Consider the following 16,445-nt stretch of genomic DNA (forward strand, 5'->3'; position numbering starts at 1 on the left):
TTATCGCCATTGTCTGCAAATTGAACGGATCGATGGGTATGCCTCACTCACATTCTTCGCCTTCGGCAATGCTTAAATCCGGCCTGAGGCGCAGCATGTTGCTGTTTCTCATTACCATCAGTATTGCGGTGCTGTTGGTTAGCGGCTGGACGATGTGGAGTTCGTGGAATCGCATGGTCGAACACGGCCAGATGGATGCCCGCAACCTTTCACAGTCCATATCACGCCAGGCTGAAGATACCTTTTTGCAGGTAGATCTGACGCTGCAGGATCTACGCGATCGGGTCGAGATCAACGGCATGGGGTCGGAGCAAAAAGACTATTTACAAACGCTGCTGCAATCGCGTAAAGCCACCCTTCCCCAGCTGCACGGCCTGTTCATCTATGATTATAAAGGCAGCTGGATAGTGACCTCCGACGGTAAAATCCCCGCCCAGGCTAACAATGCCGACCGTGAATATTTCAAATTTCATCAGCGAAATAACGACAATCGCGTTCACATCGGCAAAGTTATCCGCAGCCGCTCAACCGGCGATTTAATCATTCCGGTATCGATGCGCTTGAATAATCCGGACGGCAGCTTTCACGGCGTGGTGCTCGGCACTATTCGTATTGATTTCTTTCGCCAGGTTTACGGCTATTACAACCTCGGCGATCGCGACACCCTTTCGCTGCTGCTCAGTGATGGGACCATTCTTTATTCGCGCCCTTTCGACGATAGCGTAATTAATCGCAACATGTCGCAGGCTCCCCTGTTCAGCCACCTGCTAAAAGCGGCCAGCAGCGGAACGGCGGATTATCGCTCAACCCTTGACGGCGTAGAGCGTATCCTCGGCTATACCACGCTGAAACGTTATCCGCTGGTAGTCGTGGCGGGTTTTGATAAGCAGGAACTGCTGAAATCCTGGTTTTCCGATCTGCTGATCTATGCCGTGTTGAGCGCCATTCTACTGATGGTAATCTGCCTGCTGGGTTACATGGTGATGCGGCATATACGGCTGAATCTGCAAAACCAGATTGAGCTGACCCAGGTGCGCGATCAGCTGACGGCGATGAACCATACGCTGCAATCGCTGGCGCTGCTGGACGGACTGACCGGACTGGCTAACCGCCGCCAGTTCGACCTTTTTTTGCAGCAGCAATGGAAGCGAGCACAGTCGCTGAAACAGCCAATAAGCCTGCTGATGATTGACGTCGATTCATTCAAACTGTTTAACGATAATTTCGGTCACCAGCTAGGGGATGATTGTCTGCGACGCATTGCGGCGACGCTGAGCAATCTGGCCGCCAGCAGCGAGGCGCTGGTCGCCCGCTACGGCGGAGAAGAGTTCGCGATTGTACTGACCGGGCAGGAGAGCCGCAGCGCCAATACGCTGGCACAAAAAGCGCTGGAGGCGGTACAAGCGCTGGCTATTTCACATCCAACCTCGCTGAGCGGCGCGGGCGTGGTGACGTTAAGCATCGGCATCACCACCAATAGCCAACCTGCGGCCGGCGACAGCTATGATGGGCTAATAACCAGCGCTGATGCCGCGCTCTATCAGGCCAAAAATCAGGGACGTAACCGGGCGGTGGTTCTCTAGTAAAGCAAACGGCAATCTTTCAGATTGCCGTTTGCCATGTTACTGATGGGCTAAATAACCCGCCGGAAGATTATCAGGCTTTTTTATAAGGGAAATTCTTTAACCAGAAGTCAGCAATATTTTGCCGGGTACAGATCCAGACATCGTTCTTTTGCTGAATATAATCAAGAAAGCGTAGTAGTCCCATAAATCGACCTGGACGGCCAAGCAGGCGGCAATGCATTCCAATCGATAGCATTTTGGGTCGCGTTTCACCTTCGGCATATAATACGTCAAACGCATCTTTCAAATACGTGAAAAACTGCTCGGCGGTATTAAATCCCTGCGGCGTCGCAAAACGCATATCGTTACTGTCCAGGGTATAGGGAATAATCAAATGCGGTTTTATCTGTTTATTACTGCACTCAACTTCGGTCCAGAAAGGAAGATCATCTGCGTAATTATCGCTGTCATACTGAAAGCTACCATTTTCAACGATCAGACGCCGGGTATTTGGGCTGTCCCGTCCGGTATACCAGCCGGTCGGCGGTTTACCAAAAAGTTTGGTTTGTAGCTCAATCGCTTTTTCCAGATGCGCCCGCTCCAGCTCCTGCTTTTTATTCTGATAGTGAATCCAGCGCCAGCCGTGGCTAACGACATCATAATTGGCCTGCTTAATTGCCGCGACGACCTCAGGATTTCGGGCTAACGCCATCGCGACGCCAAAGACAGAAAGCGGCAGCTTGCGCTTCTGGAATTCATTGTGTATGCGCCAGAAGCCTGCACGGGAGCCATACTCATAGACTGAGTCCATCGACATATGCACATCCGGATAGCTTTCCGCGCCGATCAGCTCCGACAGGAAGCGTTCAGATCCTTCGTCGCCGTGATAGATGTGCTGTTCAGCACCTTCTTCATAATTTAGGACGAACTGTAGCGCTATTTTAGCATTACCTGGCCATCTGAATTCGGGATAGTTACCGCCATAGCCAATCATATCGCGCGGATAATTATTATTAAGCAGTAATGACGGTTTATTTCCAATACTGGCTGTCGTTTTACCTGCCGCTGTCGACGGCCTGCCGTAGAACGCGGCCGCGCCGGCTGCAGAGGTTAAAATGACTGATTTACACCATTCCCTTCGGCTGAGCATTTTCACTCCTTTATTTAACAGATTCCAGTTTTATTAATCATCTTTTCATAAAAAAGAATAATCAATATTAATATGGCTAATGGAATTTATTACAGGGATTGGTGAAAATGCAAACCGAAATTCAATAAAGCAGACACCTGCATCAAAATTAAAACAATCATAAAACCAGAGTTATTTAAAACCCCCGCACCGTCCCGGTAAGGACAAGTGCGGAGAACAGGAAATTAAACGCCGAAAATAACTTATTCAACCCCTTGGCTTAAAAGATAATCCTCATAATTTCCGGTAAAATCGATGACCTTATTCGATCTTATTTCAAGAATACGGCTCGCCAGAGAGCTGACAAATTCACGGTCGTGAGAAACAAAAATAAGCGTTCCCTCAAAAAGCTCCAGCGCCATATTCAGCGACTCGATGGATTCCATATCCAGATGGTTAGTCGGTTCATCCATAATCAGGACATTCGGTCGCTGCATCATCAGCTTGCCAAACAGCATGCGCCCTTTTTCACCGCCGGAGAGAACCTTTGCCGGTTTCTTAATATCATCCTGACCAAACAGCAGGCGACCCAGTATGCCACGCACCGCCTGCTCATCATCACCCTGCTGCTTCCACTGACTCATCCAGTCAAATACCGTCAGATCGTTAGCAAAATCCTCTGCATGATCCTGGGCATAATAGCCGATGCGCACATTCTCAGACCATTTTACGCTGCCGCTCTCCGGCGTCAGATCGCCGACCAGCGTTTTCAACAGAGTGGTTTTACCGATACCGTTGGCGCCCAGCACCGCCAGCTTTTCGCCCACTTCCAGCAGCAGTTTGACATCTTTGAACAGCGGTCCCTGCTCAAAGCCTTTGGTCAGGTCGGTGATTTCCAGCGCGTTGCGGAACAGCTTTTTTTCCTGTTCGAAACGGATAAACGGATTCTGGCGGCTGGAAGCTTTCACTTCATCCAGCTTAATTTTATCTATCTGTCTGGCGCGCGACGTCGCCTGGCGCGACTTCGAGGCGTTAGCGCTAAAGCGACTGACAAATGACTGCAGCTCAGCGATCTGCGCTTTCTTCTTCGCATTATCAGACAGCAGACGTTCACGCGCCTGGGTCGCCGCCGTCATATATTCATCATAGTTACCCGGATAAACCCGCAATTCGCCATAGTCCAGGTCCGCCATATGCGTACACACCATGTTCAGGAAGTGGCGATCGTGCGAAATAATGATCATCGTGCTGTCACGCTCGTTAAGCACATTTTCCAGCCAGCGAATGGTGTCGATATCCAGGTTGTTGGTCGGTTCATCCAGCAGCAGAATATCCGGGTCGGAAAACAGTGCCTGCGCCAGCAATACGCGTAGCTTCCAGCCCGGCGCAACTTCGCTCATCGGGCCATAGTGCTGCTCCTGCGGGATACCAACGCCCAGCAGCAGTTCGCCAGCGCGCGCTTCGGCGGTGTACCCATCCATTTCGCCATAGGTCACTTCAAGGTCAGCGACCTGATAACCATCTTCTTCGCTCATTTCTGGCAGCGCGTAGATGCGATCGCGCTCCTGCTTCACTTGCCAAAGCTCAGCGTGTCCCATGATCACCGTATCCAGCACGCTAAACCGTTCAAACGCGAACTGGTCCTGCCGCAGCTTACCAATACGTTCATTAGGATCGAGAGAAACGTTGCCGTTGGATGGCGCCAGATCGCCGCCGAGGATTTTCATAAAGGTCGATTTGCCGCTGCCGTTAGCGCCAATCAGACCGTAGCGGTTGCCGCCGCCGAATTTAACCGAGATATTTTCGAACAGCGGTTTGCTGCCGAATTGCATGGTGACATTGTTGGAAACCAGCACGAAATTGCCTTAATGAGTGAATGTGTGAGTTTGGCCACATTATGCCACAGCACGGCAACAGGATCGCCTGCAGTTGTGTACGTTTTTCAGCCGAACAATGCCTCCCTGGCGATCATTGAGCTAAAGGATGACTGCGCGGCAGGAAACTCAGCCGGAACCAGCAAACAAAAAAGGGGACGCCAGCGCCCCCCTTGTCATCTTACTCTGATTCGATTAATGGGTTTCAGCCTTGCGCCCCGCCAGTCCTTTTTTAGGCGATGCTCCCCCCTCGCTCAGCCAGCCATGCAAATAGTGTTCTACCTGTTCGAGGGAGCGGTTACGGGTCTCAGGTATGCAGCGCACAACGAACACCGCGCCGCACAGCCCGATAAGCGTAAAGGTGAAGAACGCGCCTGCCAGACCCACGCTGGCGAGCAATAGCGGGAAGGACAGCGAAATCAGGAAATTGGCGATCCACATGGCAAATACCGCCCCGCCCATAAAAATGCCGCGCATGCGAGTGGGAAAGATTTCCGAAAGTAGTAGCCAGGTTACCGGTGACAGCGCGCCCTGCTGAAAGCTGAGAAACATCAGCATCCCCAGCAAGATCAGATAGGCACGCAGCATATCAGGCTGGCCGTTGCTCGCTTCAGGCATAAAGTAGCAAATACAGCCGATAAACAGCAGGCAGCAGGTACAACCAAACTGGCCGATCATCACCATCGGACGGCGGCCGATGCGCCCCAGCATCCAGATGCCGACAAAGGTCATCAGCACCGAAATGGCGCCGTTGGCGATAGTTGCTACCAACGCCGCGTTATCACTCATGCCGACGCTGGTCAGCATCGTCGGTGCATAATACATAATGGTATTAACGCCGGATGTCTGTTGGATCACCGCCACGCCAAGACCGATTAAAAACAGCTTAAACAGCCAGGGCTTCTTCAGTTCACGCAGTCGGGGCTTGCCATGGACCTCATCATCTTGCAGCGTTTCTTCGATTTCGGTCAGCTCCCATTCGACATCATCTTTAGCCCGGGTGCGCTCCAGCACCTTGCGCGCTTCTGCCAACCGACCTTTCATTGCGTACCAGCGGGGGGTATCGGGCATAAACAACATACCGAACCACAACAAAACGGCAGGCAGCGTCGCCACCGCCAGCATCCAGCGCCAGGTGTCGGCGCCGCCCCAGATGGCATTGAAACCGGCATTGGAGATATAGGCCAGCAGCTGGCCGGAAACGATCATTAATTCCTGCATCGTCACCAGCTGCCCACGCCGGTTAGCCGGGGCAATTTCTGCAATATATATCGGCACCGACGCCGAGGCGCCGCCCACGGCAACGCCCAGCAGAAGACGGAAGAAGACCATCCATTGCACATCCGGCGCCAGGGCTGTACCCAGCGCGCCAACGGCAAAAATTACCGCCAGCACGAGAATGATTCTCTTGCGTCCAACCGTCGCGGCGAAATGACCAGAAAGCAACGCGCCGAAGGCCGCGCCAAACAGCAGGGAGCTGGTTACCAATCCCATGGTAAACGACGTCAGATGCAACTCCGGCCCCATAAACAGCAGCGCACCAGAGATAACGCCGGTATCGTAACCGAACAGCAGGCCGCCGAGGGTTGCGATACAGGCAATCACTTTGACGAATGGCTCCGTACGACTGCTGCTGTTCGGGCCGGACGCTTGATTCAGCGTAAGGTATTGCTCTTTGCTCATGATATATCCCATCCGACAGATAAAAAGCGGGGTTAAAGGCAAATTACTCGACGTCAATCCTTATCAGAACCAAAAAATAAATCATTTATTCCATCAAAGTTAATAAATGAAATTAATTTTTGGTACATTGATCTCACTTAGCTCGTTTAAAACAGCAAAAATGGGATTTGACGCTGATTTATGGCCTTTAACGTCTCTGCCATCCGAGAAAAAATCGCACGTTTGTTCTGTTTAGCATCGGAATGTCAGGATAAGTTTCGCCAGCTTGCGTTCTGTACGCTCTCTGCGATCGACAGGCCAGACTGAGCGTCAGCCGGGCAGGCGGTAGTTTTCCGGGGCGCGGCGTTTTATGCTAATTTAAATCGCTCAGAACCGGCGGAGAATAAGATGAAAGCAAGCGCCAGCAGCAGCGGGCAAACCAACGGAGACGGCGCACAGCTGTTTGCCACCCTGGCGGGCTCGCCTCACGCCACCCTTACTCGCCTTGACGATCAGCCGCGCCAGAGCCATATCTATCCACAGCATAATGAAGCGTCGTCTTTTTATTATCTGCACAGTGGTCTGGTGGGTCTGTATTATCTGCAGGAGAACGGTAAGGTATGCCTGATGCGGCTGTTCACGCCGGGGGATTTTTTTGGCTTTCGCAGCCTGTTTGGCGACATGTTTTATCATTGCTCATCGCGGGTGCAGCGCACCGCCAGCGTCACGCGTATCACGCCGCATCAGCCGGAAACCTTTTTGCAGCACTACCCCGCGCTTAACCTCTTTTTGATTCAGCGCCTGGCGCAGGATCTGGCGATGGCGGAAAAACGCCTGGCGAGTATGGCCTACGAGCGTTCGCAACAGCGGGTACTGACCAGCATCCGCACGCTATATGCGCGCTGGCCCGGTTACGATTTCACCTGGCGGGAAATAGCCGAATATGCCGGCTGTGAAACGGAAACCGCGATGCGCCACAGCCGCACATTACGCCAGCATGGCCTGCTGCCGCTGGAGTTTAGCGCCGCCCAGGGCTAATTTATCCCTGGGCAGCATCGCCAAATACCGGAAATTCCGGCAGATTAACGTTCTGATAGGGCTCCCAGCCGCCGCCGAGGGCTTTATACAGCGCCACTAAATCAACGCTGCTTTGCATCCGGGCGGAAACCAGTTGCTGACGGGTTTGCGCCAGCTGACGCTGGGCGTCCAGCACTTCAATAAAGCTACTGAGGCCTTTACCGTAACTGTCGCGCGCCAGGTTGAAGGCGTTCTGCTGTGCTTCTACCGTTTCATTCAGGCTGTCCACGCGCTGCTGATCGGCGCGGTAGCTGACCAGGGCGTTTTCCACATCCTGTAACGCGGTCAACACCGTCTGACGATAGCCCAGCGCCGCGCTGGCCTGATCGGCGCGCGCCAGCTTCACGCTGGAGACCAGCCGTCCCCCCTGAAAAATCGGAATGCTGAGCGAAGGACCAAAGCTATAGAAATGGCTGCTCCAGTTATCAAGGTAGCTGGCATCGGTATTGCGCATGCCAAACTCGCCGGTCAGCGACAGGCTAGGGAACATTTGCGCCACTGAAACGCCGATATTGGCGGTGGCGGCATGCAATTGCGCTTCGGCGACGCGCACGTCCGGACGCCGACGCGCCAGCGTTGAGGGTACGCCAACTGGCACCAGCGCAGGCAATGGCGGCAGCGCTTTTGTCGTCGCCAGCTCGCTATCCAGCGCGCCGGGCATCTTACCCAGCAAAACGGCCAGTCCGTTCATCGCCTGCCGAGTCTGTGACTGATACTGCGGCAGCTGAGCACGCAGTGATCCCAGCTGAGCGCGGGCGTTTTCGACATCGGTCATCGGCGACAGCCCGTTGCGCTGCTGACTTTGCGTCAGCTCCAGCGTCTGCTGCGCCACCTGAATCTGGGTTTCGATGGTTTGCGTAACCGCCTGCGCGCCGCGTAGTTGCAGGTAAGTTCGCGCCACCTCGGCCTCAAGGGAAACCAGCGCGTCATTGCGATTTTCAATATTCTGCTGCTGCTGCGCCTTTGCCACTTCAACCTGGCGTCGCACTTTTCCCCACAAATCCAGCTCCCAGGACGCATCAAAATTTCCCTGATAGAGGGTGACCGGCTTGGTCAGGCTATCCAGCGTAGAACGGGATTGCGGCGCGCTCTGGTCAATTTGATCGTATACGCCATTAGATTCCAGCTGACCTTTTACCCCAAGCTGCTGACGAGTAACCTGGCCGTTGCCCGTTACGCTGGGAAACCAGGCACCGCGCGCCTGGTTGATTTGCTGGCGCGAGGAGGCAATTCGCATCACTGCCTGCTGTAGCGAGAGGTTGCCGGCAATGGCACGCGTAATCAGGCTGTCGAGCTGGGGATCCTGAAACGTTTTCCACCATTGCGGATTAATCGCGCTCGCCTGAGGTTTTGAACCGGCGTCGGCGTCCATGGCGTTAAAATGGCTGGCGGTAACCGGCTTTGGCGCGTTGTAATCCGGTCCGACCGCGCAGGCGGAAAGCGTTAACACGCTCAGAACCATAAGCGCCACCGGACTGAAAGAGAGACGATGGGATTTAACCTGCATGTTAGTGTGCTCCCGCGCTGCCTTCGCTCTTTATCGGCGACAGCAGCAAACAAAAAGGTAATAAAATCAGGGCTAATATGCTTAATCCAACAAAAACATCGATATAAGCAAGAATTCGCGACTGCGCTATCATTTCCTGATAAAGCCTTCCGCTGGCAATCGTGCTGGGATCGCCGGCCATTGAGGAGAAGTCTCTTATTGCCTGCGCCCAGCGTGCCAGAGTTTGGGTAAACTGCTCGTTAAGCGGCGACATATTGGCAGACATATAGGCGCTATGGGTTTGCTGGCGTTCGGTAATGGCAGCGGTACAGAGTGAAATGCCAATTGAGCCGGAAACGTTTCTGAACATGGTAAACAGCGCGGAGGCATCGGCATTCAGCCGCTGCGGTATAGTGACAAACGCAATGGTTGTCAGCGGCACAAACAGGAAGCCAAGCCCGATGGTCTGCGCGCTGCGCATCAGCATCAGCGTGGTAAAGTCAATATTCGGCGTCAGGCCGGCGCAGTAAATAAATGAAACGCACAGGCACAGGAAACCAAAGGCGATAATCCAGCGCGTCTGTATGATCGGCATTAATTTCAATACCAGCGGGATGGTCAGAATAATTAATACCGCCCCCGGCGAAAGTACCAGCCCTGACCAGGTGGCGGTATAGCCTAAATCCTGCTGCGCCAGCTGCGGGATCACCACCGAACTGCCGTACAGAATGGTCGCCATACCGGCCATCAGCAGTCCGGCAACCCAGAAGTTGCGGTCTTTCATTACATGCAGATCGACCACCGGCCTGCGGGCATAAAGCAACCAGTAAACCGCGCCCACCAGGCCTATCACCGTCAGCACGGCAAACAGCACAATAAAGTTCGAGTTGAACCAGTCTTCGTCCTCGCCGCGATCCAGCATCACCTGCAAACAGCCCAGGCCAAGCGTAATCAGGCTGATACCGATATAGTCAATTTTCAGCTTGCCCGGCGCCCAACGTTTTTCCCACGGCGGATCTTCCAGCAGCTGATAAATGGCAATAACGCAGAGAATACCCACCGGAATATTGATAAAAAATACCCAGCGCCAACTGTAATTATCGGTTATCCAGCCACCCAGCGTCGGTCCCAGCACGGGCGCTACGATCACCGCAATAGACGAGAGGCCAAAGGCTTTACCGCGATCTTCGGCTTTAAAATAGTCCAGCAGAACGGATTGCTGTACCGGCTGTAATCCGCCACCAAAGAAGCCCTGCAGAACGCGAAATAGAATAATTTGCCACAGTTCGGTCGCAATACCGCAAAGAAAGGAGCACACGGTGAACATAACGATACAGATCATAAAAAACATCTTGCGGCCGAAAACCCGGCTGAGAAAAGCCGAGATCGGCAGCACGATGCCGTTTGCCACCAGGTAGGAAGTCAGCACCCAGGTGGATTCATCATAGCTGGAGGAGAGCGAGCCGGCGATGTGCGGCAAGGCAACGTTAACGATAGTGGTGTCCAGAATTTCCATGAACACCGCCACCGTTACGACCATTGCAACCAGCCAGGGATTACTCGCCGGTTTCCAGCTTTGCGCGTGGCTCATTTCACCGTCACCGTCGGCTCAACAGAAAGCCCCAGCGGCAGCGGCTTTTTAGGGTCCAGACCTTTATCAATGACGATTTTCACCGGCACGCGCTGGACAATTTTCACGTAGTTACCGGTAGCATTTTCCGCGGGGAAAGCGGAGAAGCGCGAACCGGAACCCATCTGAACACTATCAACATGCCCTTCCAGCTTCAGATCCGGCCAGGCATCAACGCCGATATCAACCTTATCGCCTGGGTTCATATGTTCCAGCTGCGACTCTTTAAAATTGGCAATAATCCAGATATCGGGCGATACCAGAGAAAACAGTGATGAACCCGCTTGCACCAGGGTGCCCGGGTCCACGTTGCGCTTGGTCACAAAGCCATCATACGGCGCCCGCACTTCGGTATAGGAGAGGTTTAATTCTGCGGTATTCAGCTGTGCTTTCGCCTGTTCGACCTGCTGCTGTCGGGCCTCAACGTTAGTCTGCTGCTGGCGAATTTGCAGCGCGACCTGGGAGGCCACTTCCACCTGCGCTTTGGCGCTGGCCAGCTGCGCTTTGGCGCTGCGCAATTGAGCGTTGGCGCTATCGATATTGCGCTGTGAGGTTGCTCGCGGGTCAACGCCGCGCTGGCGACGGTAATCCGCTTCAGCATTAATAAGATTCGCTTCGGCCTGCGCCTGCTGGGCCAGCGCCTGATCGCGCTGCGCCGGATACTGAACGCGCGAAAGGTCCAGCTGTGCCTGCGCCTGGTGCAGCTGCGCTACGGCAAGACCCAGCTGGGCTTTTGCTTGATCGCGCTGCGCCTCGCTGTCGCGTGGATCGATGCGTACCAGCAAATCCCCTTTTTTCACCCGCTGGTTATCATGTACCGGCAGTTCGGTAACATAGCCGGAAACTTTAGCGGCAATCGTTACAGCATTCCCCTCGGTGAAGGCATCATCGGTGGTTTCCTGGTTGTGGGTCATTAGCCAGTAAATGAGCGCTGCGATTATCATCACCACCACAATAATCGCCAGGATAATCAGCGGTTTCTTACCGGGCCGCTTGCGTTCTCCATTATTGTCATTTCCATTATTTGCTTGCTGCGAGGCATCGTTTTGCCCGCCCTGATTATTTTCGTCCTCTTCGGACGCAGGATAATGTTGATCAGCCATAGTTCCCATCAATTGTTAGCAGGCTTGAAGGTCAGCCAGAATCAGGCAAAAAAAACAGCGTTATGTTGCTTTTAACAGTAGGAGGAAACGTAATAAATTCCAGTATCTGCGCAGCAAACCAGAAAATCCTGGCGTCAAATCGCATCAATTAACAAAAATAATAACCACGCAGCAACTACGGCAAATACCAGCATCGGCAATGAGAAGAGATGAAATTGCCACCAGATACGCCGGTCGCGCGCCATACGCAGCGCAATCAAATTGGCCAGCGATCCCGGCAGCAAGCCAAAGCCGCCAATATTTACCGCCCATGCCAGCAGCGTCGAAGCCGGCAGAATATTCAGCAGTAAAATCGTTGCCGGAACGTTGCTGATAACCTGCGATAAGCCGATTGCCAGCAAATAGCGTTCCGTCTCGCTCCAGTGCGGTATCTGCTGCAACAGGGGAGACAATAACGGCAGCCGGGTCAGTAAAAAAACATCAATAAACATCAGAATAAAAACCGCCAGCAGACTCCAGTCCAGCAGTAAAAGAATACGCGGCGCGCGCCATAAGAAAAACAGCGCGACCAGCAGCAGCGCATAGAGCGCCAGGTTCAGTTCCAGCGCGATAACGAACGCTAAATAGAGCGCCGCGCACTGTATAAATAACCCTTTCTGCCACTCTGAGGCCGCCATCCCCTGCGGCGTCTGCACCGGCCGTTTACTAAAGCTAAAGAAGGTTAATAGCAGCAGGGCCGCAACCAGCAGCGCAGCCAGCGGCAGCATTTGCCCGATGAATTGAAAAAAACCCTGCCCGCCCTGATTCCACAGCAAAATATTTTGCGGGTTGCCGATAGGGGTCAATAAAGAGCCAGCATTAACCGCCAGCGCCTCAAAGATAACCAGCCGGCTCACCGGCAGTCGGGTAAATTTGCGCAGCGTCAGCGTCAGGGGAACCGTAATAAACAGCGCAACGTCATTGGTGAGAAAGGTAGCAAGCAGCGCCGAGGCACTCACCATTAACAGCGCCAGCGAACGCTGGCTGCGAAAATGCTGGATCAGCCGACGGCCGAGGAAATCAAAATAGCCGCTGCTTTCAATGCCTTTCGTCAGCAGCAGCAGACAGGCCAGGGTAACGATGGTTTTCCAGTTAACCGCAGCGGCCAACTGGCGATAGTGAAAATCGGCAAATGCGCTGGTAACCAGTCCGATGGCCAGCAGAGCCTGCAAAAAACGGTCGTGCAAAAAAGTACGCAGCAGCGAACCCATGGCAGGCCACCAGAAAGAGTGTCAGTTTTTTTGTTGGGCGTTACTGAACTGCTGGAACACCGCCAACGTCTCATCGCTTACATGATGCTCGATACCCTCGGCGTCACGTCGGGCGGTATCCGGGCTGATGCCGAGCGCCAGTAAGAATGTTTCCACAATATGATGGCGCGCGCGGCTCTCTTCCGCCAGCTTTTCGCCTTCGCTGGTCAGAAACACGCCGCGGTAAGGCACCTGCTCGACCAGGCCTGCCGAGCCAAGACGTTTTAACATCTTCGCCACCGTCGGCTGAGAAACCCCCAGACGTGCGGCCATATCAACCTGTCGCGCTTCGCCAAATTCACGAATCAAATCGGAAATGAGTTCGACATAGTCATCAATTAGCTCCCGACGATGCGCTTCACGCACCTGTCGAAAACCTTCGACATGCTCTTCAATATCTTTTAACTGGCCATTAAGCAGCGGCGCAGCGGCTTTAGCACGACGACTCATTCAGCTTCCTTCTTTTATACATTACGGACCTGATATTGCTACATCAGCCTGTCGGGCAGCCATTGTAAACGATGCTCCGCGATCCTCAAATATTCTGCTAAATAGCACTGGCTAACTGATATAGCCCGTGCTATAAGTGTTGGTATTATGTTCACCTGTTAAAAGTAAGGAGATAACCATGGATAGCGTTTATATCCTGTTAATGTTGTTCCTCGCTTTTACCGGTGGATTATGCCTTGGCCTGACCGCGCAAAAGCGCCGTCAATAGGCTAACCCCTTGTTCAGTCGGAGGATAAAATGAAAAAAGCGATTCGCAGCCTGCCGCTGTTCTGCCGCTCGCCCTTTACCCTGCGCCTGATGCTGCTGGAAATGTTGCTCGCCGCCGGTGACAAAAATTCCGGCGACGCGCGCTAAACTAAGCGATTCCACCCGTTTTTTGTGGGCAAAAAAAATCCGCCATCGTGGCGGATTTTTTATTTTACCGGCGGGGAGCATGTCCCCGCAGGATAATCAGAAGCTGTAACCTACGCCAACGATCCAGGTACCGATATCAGTACTGCGGATGCGGCTCTGCTCGTAGCCAGTATCGATAGCTACGTTCTCAACCGGGTTGAACTGCAGGCCCGCACCGTAAGAGAAACCAACGTCGCTGTTGCTGGAAACCTTATCACGGTAGCTCACTGTGTTAGAGTTGAATTTACCGTAACCCATACCTACAACACCGTAGATGCTAGCCCAGTCGTTGATACGATAAGCAGGACCAGCGGTGATGCCGTAGTACTGACCTTTATCGTTAACGCCGTCAACATTGTGGTTTTTTGTGGTGTAAGTTAATGAACCAATCCAGCCCAGCGGATTGTTTTCATCTTCCCAGCGATATTTCAGGTTGAAACCGTTCGCTTTGTTTACCACGCCCTGCATATCGCTTTGGGCATAACCAAGGGAAACCGTACTACGTGCCATTGCCGAACCAGCAGATACTGCCAGAACACAAGCCAGGGCTGAAAGACATGCAATTTTTTTCATAACCACCTCAAATGTGAAAGTACTTCTCTCCTGACAACGCTGGGAATATAACAAAAGTTAGCCAGAAACTCTGCCTGCAAAAGGTTGTCTAACAGATAGTTTCGTGTAACAGAAAGTTAATGAAACTTTATAACCTGTTAAAATATCAGGAAAAATAAGGTGTGTCATATCGCATATTCAACTAAGTAAAAAAAGGTTCATTGAGAGAATTCTTAAAATAAATCTGACATTTCTTGACACTTTTGGCCCTGATTTTCCCCTCGTTGAAATTTTTTTTCACCTCATCTCGGTTTTTTCATAGCGCTCCATTACACTGAGCGGCAACGCCCCATTGCAAGGATAGATAAGGTCACAGGATGTATTTAAGCCGATTTAAATCCTCCGTCTGGTTTCCGGTTGTGGTATTGCTTATTGCAATGACCTCCATTCAGGGGGGCGCCGCACTGGCAAAAACGCTGTTCTCTGAAGTCGGCGCACCGGGGATTACGGCATTACGCCTGGGGCTGGGCACGCTAATTTTATTAATTATTTTCAAGCCCTGGCGCCTGCGATTCAGTAAACAGCAGCGTCTACCGCTGCTGTTTTACGGCCTGGCATTGGGTGCGATGAACTACAGCTTTTATCTGGCGATACGCACCGTTCCGCTGGGGATTGCCGTTGCGTTGGAGTTTTGTGGGCCACTGGCGCTGGCGCTGGCTGGTTCGCGACGGCTGAGCGATTTTATCTGGGTGATTCTGGCGGTGCTGGGACTGTGGCTGCTGCTGCCTATAGGAAAAGGTATTGCCAGCGTCGATGGCAAAGGCGCGCTGCTGGCGCTGCTCGCCGGCGGTTTCTGGGTGCTTTATATCCTGACGGGCCCCCGGGCCGGCGCCGATCATGGTCCGGCCACGGTCGCGGCCGGTTCGTTAATCGGCGCGCTGGTGTTCGTCCCGGTCGGTCTTAGCTTTGCCGATAGCGGACTGTGGCATCCCGGCATTATTCCAATCGGCATTGCCATCGCTATTCTCTCCAGCGCTTTGCCCTACTCGTTAGAAATGATGGCCCTTACCCGCCTGCCGGCGCGCGTGTTTGGCACCCTGATGAGCCTCGAACCCGGCATGGCGGCGCTTTCGGGAATGGTTTTTCTTGGCGAAATGCTCAACGGATTGCAATGGCTTGGCCTGCTGGCGATTATCAGCGCATCCATTGGCTCAACCCTGACTGCGCAGCGTAAAAAAGCCGTCGTTGAACCATTAAGTCAATAAATTAACTTGTGGGAAGCATTGGATAAATAGGGTTTATTGTCTGTTCATTTACGCCGCGCCTATTTACACATTGAAAACCTTTTATTAACAATATCAATTTACTTTCAGCAAACCTGCAATAGACTTTAACCAACCAACTGATTTTAATCATAAAAAATCAAATAAACCTGCGCAACACCCTGTAACGCAATAGGTTTTATGTGGTTTTTGGCTATTTAAGTAATCGTTGCAATCTGGCCCACAGAAATAAAAATCGCTGCTATAATATGTTCCGAAGTTCAGGATTAACAAATTAAGAGGATATTAATGATGAGTACCGCTAAACTGGTAAAAACTAAATCTTCTGATCTGATTTACACCCGTAATGACGTGGCTGACAGTGAGAAGAAAGCGACAATCGAGGTGCTCAATCGTCTGGTTGTTGAGTATATTGATCTCTCCCTGATCACCAAGCAGGCGCACTGGAACATGCGCGGCTCAAACTTTATCGCAGTTCATGAAATGCTGGACGGATTCCGCACGGCGATTATTGATCATCAGGACACCATTGCAGAGCGTGTAGTTCAACTGGGCGGCGTCGCGCTGGGGACTACGCAGGTCGTTAACGACAAAACGCCACTAAAAAGCTATCCGCTAAACATTCACAGCGTACAGGAACATTTGAAAGCGCTGGCCGATCGTTATGCGGTTGTTGCTAACCACACTCGTAAGGCTATCAGCGAAGTTAGCGATGAAGACAGTGCGGATATCTTTACCGCCGCCTCTCGCGACCTGGATAAGTTCCTGTGGTTTATCGAATCTAACATTGAGTAATGCACGGCGTTTGAGTTCGATGTAGCACGTTGACAAACAGAGCACAAAAAGCAGAGGTTGGCCCCTCTGCTTTTTTTATGTCCCTTCCTTAACTCCG

14 protein-coding genes are annotated in these 16,445 nt (G+C 52.6%); 5 read left to right on the forward strand and 9 right to left on the reverse strand.

Annotation, left to right across the window (positions count from 1 at the left end):
- The first annotated feature begins 38 nt into the window (after positions 1–38).
- Positions 39–1,583 (forward strand): sensor domain-containing diguanylate cyclase, encoded by a 1,545-nt coding sequence (locus BTJ39_RS07575; RefSeq protein ID WP_078002124.1) that lies wholly within the window; start codon positions 39–41, stop codon positions 1,581–1,583.
- 73 nt (positions 1,584–1,656) lie between these two features.
- On the opposite strand, the gene puuE is transcribed toward BTJ39_RS07575, so the two are convergent.
- From puuE to BTJ39_RS07590, 3 genes are all read right to left on the reverse strand, one after another.
- A complete protein-coding gene (gene puuE / locus BTJ39_RS07580) occupies positions 1,657–2,559 on the reverse strand; it encodes an allantoinase PuuE (RefSeq protein WP_078002125.1) in 903 nt (300 codons plus the stop codon).
- Positions 2,560–2,957: 398 nt separating this feature from the next.
- Positions 2,958–4,550, reverse strand: coding sequence for an ABC-F family ATPase (locus tag BTJ39_RS07585; protein WP_078002051.1), 1,593 nt, complete (start codon positions 4,548–4,550; stop codon positions 2,958–2,960).
- Positions 4,551–4,763: 213 nt separating this feature from the next.
- The gene (locus BTJ39_RS07590; protein ID WP_078002052.1) at positions 4,764–6,251 is read right to left on the reverse strand and encodes a sugar porter family MFS transporter; all 1,488 of its coding nucleotides are present in this window, start codon (positions 6,249–6,251) and stop codon (positions 4,764–4,766) included.
- Between the two features lie 387 nt (positions 6,252–6,638).
- Here BTJ39_RS07590 and BTJ39_RS07595 point away from each other — a divergent pair, with 387 nt between their 5' ends.
- The gene (locus BTJ39_RS07595; protein ID WP_078002053.1) at positions 6,639–7,268 is read left to right on the forward strand and encodes a Crp/Fnr family transcriptional regulator; all 630 of its coding nucleotides are present in this window, start codon (positions 6,639–6,641) and stop codon (positions 7,266–7,268) included.
- Position 7,269: 1 nt separating this feature from the next.
- Here BTJ39_RS07595 and BTJ39_RS07600 read toward each other — a convergent pair whose 3' ends face one another.
- The 5 genes from BTJ39_RS07600 to mntR all read right to left on the reverse strand — a co-directional run bounded on the left by BTJ39_RS07600 (position 7,270) and on the right by mntR (position 13,265).
- A complete protein-coding gene (locus tag BTJ39_RS07600) occupies positions 7,270–8,814 on the reverse strand; it encodes an efflux transporter outer membrane subunit (RefSeq protein WP_078002054.1) in 1,545 nt (514 codons plus the stop codon).
- A 1-nt stretch (position 8,815) separates the two neighbouring features.
- On the reverse strand, positions 8,816–10,384 hold the full coding sequence (locus BTJ39_RS07605; RefSeq protein ID WP_078002055.1) for a DHA2 family efflux MFS transporter permease subunit: 1,569 nt from the start codon (positions 10,382–10,384) through the stop codon (positions 8,816–8,818).
- A complete protein-coding gene (locus BTJ39_RS07610) occupies positions 10,381–11,535 on the reverse strand; it encodes an HlyD family secretion protein (protein ID WP_078002056.1) in 1,155 nt (384 codons plus the stop codon). Before BTJ39_RS07610 ends, BTJ39_RS07605 begins: the two co-directional genes overlap by 4 nt.
- Before the next feature lie 125 nt (positions 11,536–11,660).
- Entirely contained in the window at positions 11,661–12,776 is a 1,116-nt protein-coding gene (locus BTJ39_RS07615; protein ID WP_078002057.1) for an SLC13 family permease, read from the reverse strand.
- Positions 12,777–12,797: 21 nt separating this feature from the next.
- Positions 12,798–13,265, reverse strand: a complete 468-nt coding sequence (mntR, locus tag BTJ39_RS07620) for a manganese-binding transcriptional regulator MntR (protein WP_078002058.1) — start codon at positions 13,263–13,265, stop codon at positions 12,798–12,800.
- Positions 13,266–13,562: 297 nt separating this feature from the next.
- Here mntR and BTJ39_RS25530 point away from each other — a divergent pair, with 297 nt between their 5' ends.
- Entirely contained in the window at positions 13,563–13,679 is a 117-nt protein-coding gene (locus tag BTJ39_RS25530) for a hypothetical protein (RefSeq protein WP_479684388.1), read from the forward strand.
- Between the two features lie 96 nt (positions 13,680–13,775).
- Here BTJ39_RS25530 and ompX read toward each other — a convergent pair whose 3' ends face one another.
- Entirely contained in the window at positions 13,776–14,291 is a 516-nt protein-coding gene (gene ompX, locus BTJ39_RS07625; RefSeq protein ID WP_078002059.1) for an outer membrane protein OmpX, read from the reverse strand.
- A 356-nt stretch (positions 14,292–14,647) separates the two neighbouring features.
- On the opposite strand from ompX, the gene rhtA reads away from it, so the two are divergent.
- Positions 14,648–15,535: a threonine/homoserine exporter RhtA gene (gene rhtA / locus BTJ39_RS07630; protein WP_078002060.1), complete on the forward strand. Its 888-nt coding sequence runs from the start codon at positions 14,648–14,650 to the stop codon at positions 15,533–15,535.
- Positions 15,536–15,844: 309 nt separating this feature from the next.
- Positions 15,845–16,348, forward strand: a complete 504-nt coding sequence (gene dps, locus BTJ39_RS07635; protein ID WP_078002061.1) for a DNA starvation/stationary phase protection protein Dps — start codon at positions 15,845–15,847, stop codon at positions 16,346–16,348.
- The last annotated feature ends 97 nt before the right edge of the window (positions 16,349–16,445 follow it).

Source organism: Izhakiella australiensis, assembly GCF_002006995.1.
In the GTDB taxonomy this organism is placed as follows: Bacteria; Pseudomonadota; Gammaproteobacteria; order Enterobacterales; family Enterobacteriaceae; genus Izhakiella; species Izhakiella australiensis.

Coding starts and splice junctions, on each gene's coding strand:
- ompX (WP_078002059.1), bottom strand. CDS start 14,291: ATGAAAAAAATTGCATGTCTTTCAGCCCTGGCTTGTGTTCTGGCAGTA.
- BTJ39_RS07575 (WP_078002124.1), top strand. CDS start 39: ATGCCTCACTCACATTCTTCGCCTTCGGCAATGCTTAAATCCGGCCTG.
- BTJ39_RS07610 (WP_078002056.1), bottom strand. CDS start 11,535: ATGGGAACTATGGCTGATCAACATTATCCTGCGTCCGAAGAGGACGAA.
- dps (WP_078002061.1), top strand. CDS start 15,845: ATGAGTACCGCTAAACTGGTAAAAACTAAATCTTCTGATCTGATTTAC.
- BTJ39_RS07605 (WP_078002055.1), bottom strand. CDS start 10,384: ATGAGCCACGCGCAAAGCTGGAAACCGGCGAGTAATCCCTGGCTGGTT.
- BTJ39_RS07595 (WP_078002053.1), top strand. CDS start 6,639: ATGAAAGCAAGCGCCAGCAGCAGCGGGCAAACCAACGGAGACGGCGCA.
- BTJ39_RS25530 (WP_479684388.1), top strand. CDS start 13,563: ATGAAAAAAGCGATTCGCAGCCTGCCGCTGTTCTGCCGCTCGCCCTTT.
- mntR (WP_078002058.1), bottom strand. CDS start 13,265: ATGAGTCGTCGTGCTAAAGCCGCTGCGCCGCTGCTTAATGGCCAGTTA.
- BTJ39_RS07600 (WP_078002054.1), bottom strand. CDS start 8,814: ATGCAGGTTAAATCCCATCGTCTCTCTTTCAGTCCGGTGGCGCTTATG.
- rhtA (WP_078002060.1), top strand. CDS start 14,648: ATGTATTTAAGCCGATTTAAATCCTCCGTCTGGTTTCCGGTTGTGGTA.
- puuE (WP_078002125.1), bottom strand. CDS start 2,559: ATGATTGGCTATGGCGGTAACTATCCCGAATTCAGATGGCCAGGTAAT.
- BTJ39_RS07590 (WP_078002052.1), bottom strand. CDS start 6,251: ATGAGCAAAGAGCAATACCTTACGCTGAATCAAGCGTCCGGCCCGAAC.
- BTJ39_RS07615 (WP_078002057.1), bottom strand. CDS start 12,776: ATGGGTTCGCTGCTGCGTACTTTTTTGCACGACCGTTTTTTGCAGGCT.